Source organism: Syntrophorhabdales bacterium, assembly GCA_035541455.1.
Taxonomy (GTDB): domain Bacteria; phylum Desulfobacterota; class Syntrophorhabdia; order Syntrophorhabdales; family WCHB1-27; genus JADGQN01.
Window position 1 is genome coordinate 1 of the sequence record DATKNH010000075.1, and the last position, 6,728, is coordinate 6,728.

The window sequence follows — 6,728 nt, forward strand, 5'->3', positions numbered from 1 at the left end:
CCACCCGAAACTATGCGCGTGATGGGTCGATTTTCGATGGATACCGAGGCGGCGAGGAGGAGCGGGCCGGAGGCGTAGTGGAGCTACGTCGAGGAATCCGCGACGACGCAGCTACGAAGGGAGGCGCGAAAGGCCCCATCACGCGGGAAAAATCTTGTTGGGGTTGAGAATGTTGTTCGGGTCGAAAAGTCTCTTGATCTTCTTCATGGTTTCCATCACCTGGTCAGACAACTCCATTCCCAGGTAGGCTGCTTTAGACAGGCCTATGCCGTGCTCGCCTGAAAGTGTACCTCCGAGACTGACGGTTCTCGCAAAAAGCTCTTTCACTGCTTCTTCCGCTTTCTCTCTGTCTTCTGCCGTGTCCCGGATCATCATGCTTACATGAAAATTGCCGTCCCCTGCATGACCGAAGCTTAAAATGGGAATGCCGTACTTCTTTCCCATTTCCTCCAGGGCACGGATAAGAGTGGGTATCTCGCTGCGGGGCACCACTACATCCTCCGCGACCTTTACCGGATTCAGATTGTACGTGGCCTGGGAAACAGTCCGCCGCGCCTGCCACAGCTTGTCTGCTTCCTTCGGGTCCTGTGTGAGGTCGCAGCGAATGGCATTGTGCTCAAGCACAATCTTCCTGATCTTCTCAGCATCGGCCACGACTGACGCCTGGTTGCCGTCCACCTCGATGATGAGAAGCCCGCCTACTTCGTCCGGTATTCCCATGGGGGATGCCTGCTCACTGCACCTGATGGAAGCTCTGTCCAGAAACTCTATGGTGGAAGGCACAACCCGGGCGGCAACGATGGCCGATACTGTTTTTGCAGCCTCCTCTACTTCTCTGAAGAGTGCGAGCATCGTGGCCCTGGTTTCCGGCAGCGGAATGAGCTTCAGAATTACTTTTGTCACAACGCCAAGCGTTCCTTCACTGCCGACGATGAGCCTTGTCAGGTCATAGCCGACGACCCCCTTCATCGTGCGGACGCCCGTGTTCAGAATTTCACCGGTGGGGAGCACAACCTCGAGGCCGAGCACGTAGTCACGCGTCACCCCATATTTCAGAGAATTTGGTCCTCCTGCGCATTCGGCGATATTGCCGCCGATGCTCGAGTACTTGTAGGATGACGGGTCCGGAGGATAGAAGAGGCCCTTCTTCGCCACCTCTTCCTGTAAGACAAAGGTGATGACGCCGGGTTCCACAACAGTTATCAGGTTCTCCGTATCGATCTCCAGGATACGGTTCATCTTCGTGAAGACAAGCACCACGCCGCCGGCGACGGGCACGGAGCCGCCCGTGAGCCCGGAGCCCTGACCTCTGGGAATGACAGGAAACAGGTGTTTGTTTGCCAACACGAGAATCCGTGATACGTCCGCGGCGGAAGTCGGGAAAACGATCAGGTCAGGCAGGTTGCCATCTACCCTGCCGTCGTACGAATAGCACTTTCGTTCCTCGACCGACGACAAGACATTTTCTTTTCCAACGATTTCTGTGATCTCGTGTATGATTCTGTCATCCATGCAACCACCACATTAAGTAGCACAAGTTTTTGACCTTAAACCTTAAACTTCAAACCTTAAACTCCTATTCGTCTTTAAAAACTGCTCCGCTTGCAGCTCCGGTCACCATGCGGGCGTAACGGGCCATGTAGCCTTCTTTGATGTTCGGTTCAGGCTGCCTCCAGCTAGCCTTTCTCCTGTCCATCTCTTCTTTTGCTACAACGATGTTCATCTTCTTCCTGTCGAGATCTATTTCTATCTTATCTCCATTCCTTACACAAGCGATGGGTCCACCCTCCGCAGCTTCAGGACTCACATGGCCTATGCAAAGGCCGCGCGTACCGCCGGAGAACCTTCCGTCGGTGATAAGAGCAACGCCTTTATCCAGTCCCCGGCCGACCAGAACACTCGTAGGCGTGAGCATCTCTCTCATGCCGGGTCCACCCTTCGGCCCCTCATAGCGCACGATCACCGCGTCTCCCGCTTTAATCTTTCCCTTCATGATCGCCGCTACTGTCTCTTCTTCGCTTTCAAATACTTTTGCCTTTCCGACAAAGGTCCGCATCTCATCGGGAACGCCGGCGGTCTTTATGATAGCACCCTGCGGCGCGAGGCTTCCATACAGCACCGCAAGCCCTCCCTTTTGATGGTACGCTTCCGCCGTCTCACGGATCACGTTATGATCGAAGACCTCCACCTTTTTAAGAATCTCGCCTACCCTCTTACCCTCCACCGTCCTGCAGGACTGCCGGATGAGATTCTTCTTTGAGAGCTCTTTCATGATCGCATACACGCCGCCGGCTTCATTCAAATCCTCAAGGTGATGCGGGCCTGCCGGGCTCATGTTGCAGAGATGAGGAGTCTTCTCTGAGATTTCATCAAACAGCGTAAGCGGCAAATCGATCCCTGCCTCGTGGGCAATCGCGGGCAGATGCAGGGCCGTGTTAGATGATCCGCCAAAAGCCATATCGACGGTGATCGCGTTCCTGAAGGCATCAAGCGTTGCGATGTCGCGCGGCTTCACGTTTTCTTTGACCAGCTCCACAATCCTCCTGCCTGCCCGCTTTGCGAGCCTCAGCCTGGCGGCGTACACAGCAGGGATCGTGCCGTTGCCGACAAGGCCCAAGCCCAGCGCCTCACTCAGGCAATTCATTGAATTTGCCGTGAACATGCCCGCGCACGAGCCCGCGCCCGGACAGGCACATTCTTCCAGCTCCGAAAGTTCTGCTTCTGTCATCAGGCCGCCGGCCACTTTACCTACCCCTTCAAACACTGAGATGAGATCGACCTGCTTTCCCTTGAATCTGCCGGCCAGCATGGGTCCACCGCTCACCACAATAGCAGGTAGATTAAGACGCAGCGCTGCCATCATCATGCCGGGGATGATCTTGTCGCAGTTAGGGATGAGGATGAGACCGTCAAAAGGGTAGGCCTTGGCCATGACTTCGACAGAATCAGCGATCAGTTCGCGGGAACCAAGCGAGTACTTCATGCCCTCATGGTTCATCGCAATGCCGTCGCAGACACCGATGGTTGAAAATTCCATGGGAGTGCCACCTGCCATGTACACACCGTCTTTCACTGCGCGGCAGATCTTGTCGAGGTGGATGTGACCAGGGATCAGGTCGCTGGCAGAGTTTGCGATACCGATGATCGGCCGTTCCAGCTCCTCTGCTACACAGCCCATTGCCTTGAAGAGTGAGCGGTGCGGTGCCTTTTCAATGCCTTTTTTCATGCTGTCTGATCGCATACGTCCTCCTTTGCTGCTTGCTGATCCCGTTAATGTTCGATGCAGGGTGATAGCGAGAATTCAGTATTATACGATAAATGAAAGGCGGATTAAACCGTTCAGGAGATAAAAATGCGAAGGCGAAAGGGCCTAGCGGATGTCCAGAACCACTGAGAATTGGTCCACGGCCTTTTCAGGCCCTTCCCAGACACGGTAATATTTCATAGTGAGATTGGTCTTGCCCGGCTCTTTTGTCTTGAACCGCCATATGCCAGTCACAGGCCCACCCATGAGCTTCTTATCCGGAGGAGGGTTCGTCTCCTCAGAGAGAAGCTCCAGGCGCGCCGGGTCCAGACCGGCTGCATACCACCAGTACCCGGTAGCCCCGGGTCCGCTCAGCTCTACCTGTATGACATCTCCGGACTTTACCTGCAACTCTCGCCCATTATCCTCTTTATGAATGACTACCACGCCAGTACCCTCCCCGGTGTTACCATCAGACCCCATTGCATGAACACCTGCCATCAGCCAGAGCAGAGCGATAAGCAGAATAGAGAAACGGACGCAAAATTTCAACTTGTCGTACCTCCCGTGCACTATAGTATAATTTTAACTCTTATCGGATAAAGGCACAACTTCCTTTACCGCACAACCCCGTTGACCCCCTGTTGCGCGTGTGCTACATTCAACAACGCACAGAGCATTGCCAAAATATTGTAAGAGGAGGCTCCTATGTCCACGATTTATGAAGTCTTTGCGCGCGAGGTACTGGATAGCAGGGGAAATCCGACTGTCGAAGTCGAGGTGGTGCTTGAAAGCGGCGATGTAGGACGCGCAATCGTGCCTTCCGGAGCATCCACCGGCGAAAGAGAAGCTCTGGAGTTGAGAGACAATGATGCAAAACGATACCAGGGAAAAGGTGTGACAAACGCAGTCAAGAATGTAAATGAGATCATCGCCAAGGAAGTGGAAGGCCTCGATGCTGCGGAGCAGACGTACATAGATGACTTGATGATCAAACTCGATTGCACGGATAATAAGAGCAAGCTCGGGGCAAATGCGATCCTCGGGGTGTCCATGGCAGTTGCAAGGGCAGCGGCAGAATATTTCGGCTTGCCGCTCTACCAGTACCTGGGAGGAGTACGCGCCCGGGAACTGCCTGTCCCTCTCATGAACGTCATCAATGGAGGTGCGCACGCCCAGAACCCTCTCGATGTCCAGGAATTCATGATCGCGCCTGTGGGCGCCGACTCTTTCAAGGAAGCGTTGCGGATGGGCGCCGAGGTGTTTCACTCGCTCAAAGCAGTGCTCAAGGAAAAGGGGCATGTCACGGGCGTCGGGGACGAGGGCGGATTCGCACCGCAGATCGCTTCGACCAAAGAGGCACTTGATCTTCTTCTTGTCGCGATCCAAAAGGCGGGCTGCAAACCGGGAGAAGACATCCTGCTCGCTCTTGACGTGGCAGCAAGTGAACTTTTCAAGGCGCGCAAATATAAGATTGATGGCAAGACAATGAAGTCCGAAGAAGTGGTGACTTTTTATCAGTCGCTCATCAAAAACTATCCGATCATCTCCATTGAAGATGGTTTGGCGGAAGGCGACTGGGAAGGGTGGGAACTCCTCACCAAGAAATGCTCGTCGAAAATTCAGCTGGTCGGTGATGATGTCTTTGTTACCAATCCAAAGATATTGATGGAAGGCATTACGAGAGGGGTCGCAAACAGTGTACTGATAAAACTCAATCAGATCGGTACAGTGACAGAGACGCTGACCACCATCGAAATTGCGAAGCGCGCGGGTTACACGTGCGTCATATCTCACAGGTCGGGAGAGACCGAGGATACTTTTATCGCTGATTTGGCTGTTGCAACAAACGCGGGGCAGATCAAGACAGGTTCTGCTTCGCGAAGCGAGCGGATCGCCAAATATAACCAACTGCTCCGGATCGAAGAAGAACTGGGAGATACGGCAATCTTCGGCGGCAAAGATGTCTTCTACAGCATACGGTCATGACGTCGAGACAAGGCTACGGGTCAAGGATCAAGGGTCACGGACATGCAGAACAAAATGATGCGTCCTCTCAAATGCGGTAAAGGTGCCGCATCTTTCGATGTGCCAGACACATGGCGCGTCCAGTTGCTGGAGCCCGGGCATCCGGCTCCCCAGCCTGTGGAGGAGCTTTTGCAGAAAAGCCTCTCCTCACCAATCGGCCAAAAGCCTCTGCAGGAATGGTTGCCCGGTCAGGAATTGTTGCTCATCGTCCCGGACACCACGCGGTACATGGGCGCGGAATTCCTTCTTCCCGTGCTTTGCGAAAAGTATCTCAAAGGCTGCGATCTGGAGATTCTCTTCGCTCTGGGGAACCACCGGAAGCAGACAGAAGCCGAGAGAAGAAGCATCGTGTCCGATCGCGTGTATGAACAGGTCCCATGCAATGACCACGACTGCTTCGATGCATCAGGATTGACCTCATTAGGCCGAACGCCATCCGGCCTGGAGATTCGGGTCAATTCAACGCTCCTCAAAAAGAAGGGTGCGATTCTTTTGGGCTCGATAAGCTTCCATTACCTTGCGGGGTACGGAGGCGGCCGAAAGGCACTCTTCCCCGGCATATCAGGGTACGAGACGCTGTTAGGTGTGCACAAGAAAGTCTTCCTTCCGGACAGACCAGGAAAGCACCCCAGGGTGAGGCCGGGGATACTGGAGGGGAACCCCATGCAGGAAGAATTGCTGGCTGCACTCGCACTGGTGCCCGTTCCTCTTTTTCTGATCAACACGGTGGTCGATGATGAAAAGCAGTTTCTCAATGTATTTGCAGGTGACGTAAAGGAAGCTCACCGGGTGGGCTGCGAATGGTACGGTAAACACTTCGGCGTGGAGGTCAGGGAAAAAGCGGACGTCGTGATTGTGAGCGCCGGCGGATACCCCAAAGATATCGACTTCATTCAAACCCACAAAGCGCTGGATCATGCACAGGCTGCGGTCAAAGATGGCGGGAATATCATTCTGATCGGAAAATGCGAGGACGGTATTGGCAATCCCTACTTTCTTCCATGGTTCGATTATCCCACTGCAGAAGAGATGGAACCTTTTGTGCGGGAGAGCGATAAGGTGTACGCGCAGACTGCGTACGCGACCCGGCTGAAGGCGGAACGATATAAGGTTATGTTCGTGTCAGACCTGAATGATGCGGATGTGAACAAAATGGGCATGACCCCCAAGAAAAGCGTAGCGGAGGCGGTCGGCTCGATTACGACGCCCGGGGAACTGCTCTGTTACGTGATACCCGAGGGTTCAAAGACATTGATCTTCTAAAATGGAGTAACCTCGAAGTTTAAGGTGCAAAGTTTAACGTTTGAAGCAGGAAGACGAAGGAAGGAGCAATCATGGAATGTACCATAAAGGAAAATCTGGTAGCATGCACCTGCACGTATGATTGCGAGAAACGCGGCAGGTGCTGTGAGTGCGTCGCATATCATCGCAGGATGAAACAGATTCCCGGCTGCTT

General features: G+C 53.8%; 5 protein-coding genes. 2 read left to right on the forward strand and 3 right to left on the reverse strand.

The window, feature by feature from the left end:
* Window positions 1–138: 138 nt before the first annotated feature.
* The 3 genes from VMT71_07785 to VMT71_07795 all read right to left on the reverse strand — a co-directional run bounded on the left by VMT71_07785 (window position 139) and on the right by VMT71_07795 (window position 3,796).
* On the reverse strand, window positions 139–1,512 hold the full coding sequence (locus VMT71_07785) for an FAD-linked oxidase C-terminal domain-containing protein (GenBank protein HVN23857.1): 1,374 nt from the start codon (window positions 1,510–1,512) through the stop codon (window positions 139–141).
* A 64-nt stretch (window positions 1,513–1,576) separates the two neighbouring features.
* Window positions 1,577–3,241: a dihydroxy-acid dehydratase gene (gene ilvD / locus VMT71_07790; protein ID HVN23858.1), complete on the reverse strand. Its 1,665-nt coding sequence runs from the start codon at window positions 3,239–3,241 to the stop codon at window positions 1,577–1,579.
* Between the two features lie 129 nt (window positions 3,242–3,370).
* Window positions 3,371–3,796, reverse strand: coding sequence for a protease inhibitor I42 family protein (locus VMT71_07795; GenBank protein HVN23859.1), 426 nt, complete (start codon window positions 3,794–3,796; stop codon window positions 3,371–3,373).
* 156 nt (window positions 3,797–3,952) lie between these two features.
* On the opposite strand from VMT71_07795, the gene eno reads away from it, so the two are divergent.
* The gene (gene eno / locus VMT71_07800; protein ID HVN23860.1) at window positions 3,953–5,233 is read left to right on the forward strand and encodes a phosphopyruvate hydratase; all 1,281 of its coding nucleotides are present in this window, start codon (window positions 3,953–3,955) and stop codon (window positions 5,231–5,233) included.
* Window positions 5,234–5,287: 54 nt separating this feature from the next.
* Complete coding sequence (larA, locus tag VMT71_07805; GenBank protein HVN23861.1) at window positions 5,288–6,535, forward strand: nickel-dependent lactate racemase; 1,248 nt, start codon at window positions 5,288–5,290, stop codon at window positions 6,533–6,535.
* Window positions 6,536–6,728 lie beyond the last annotated feature (193 nt).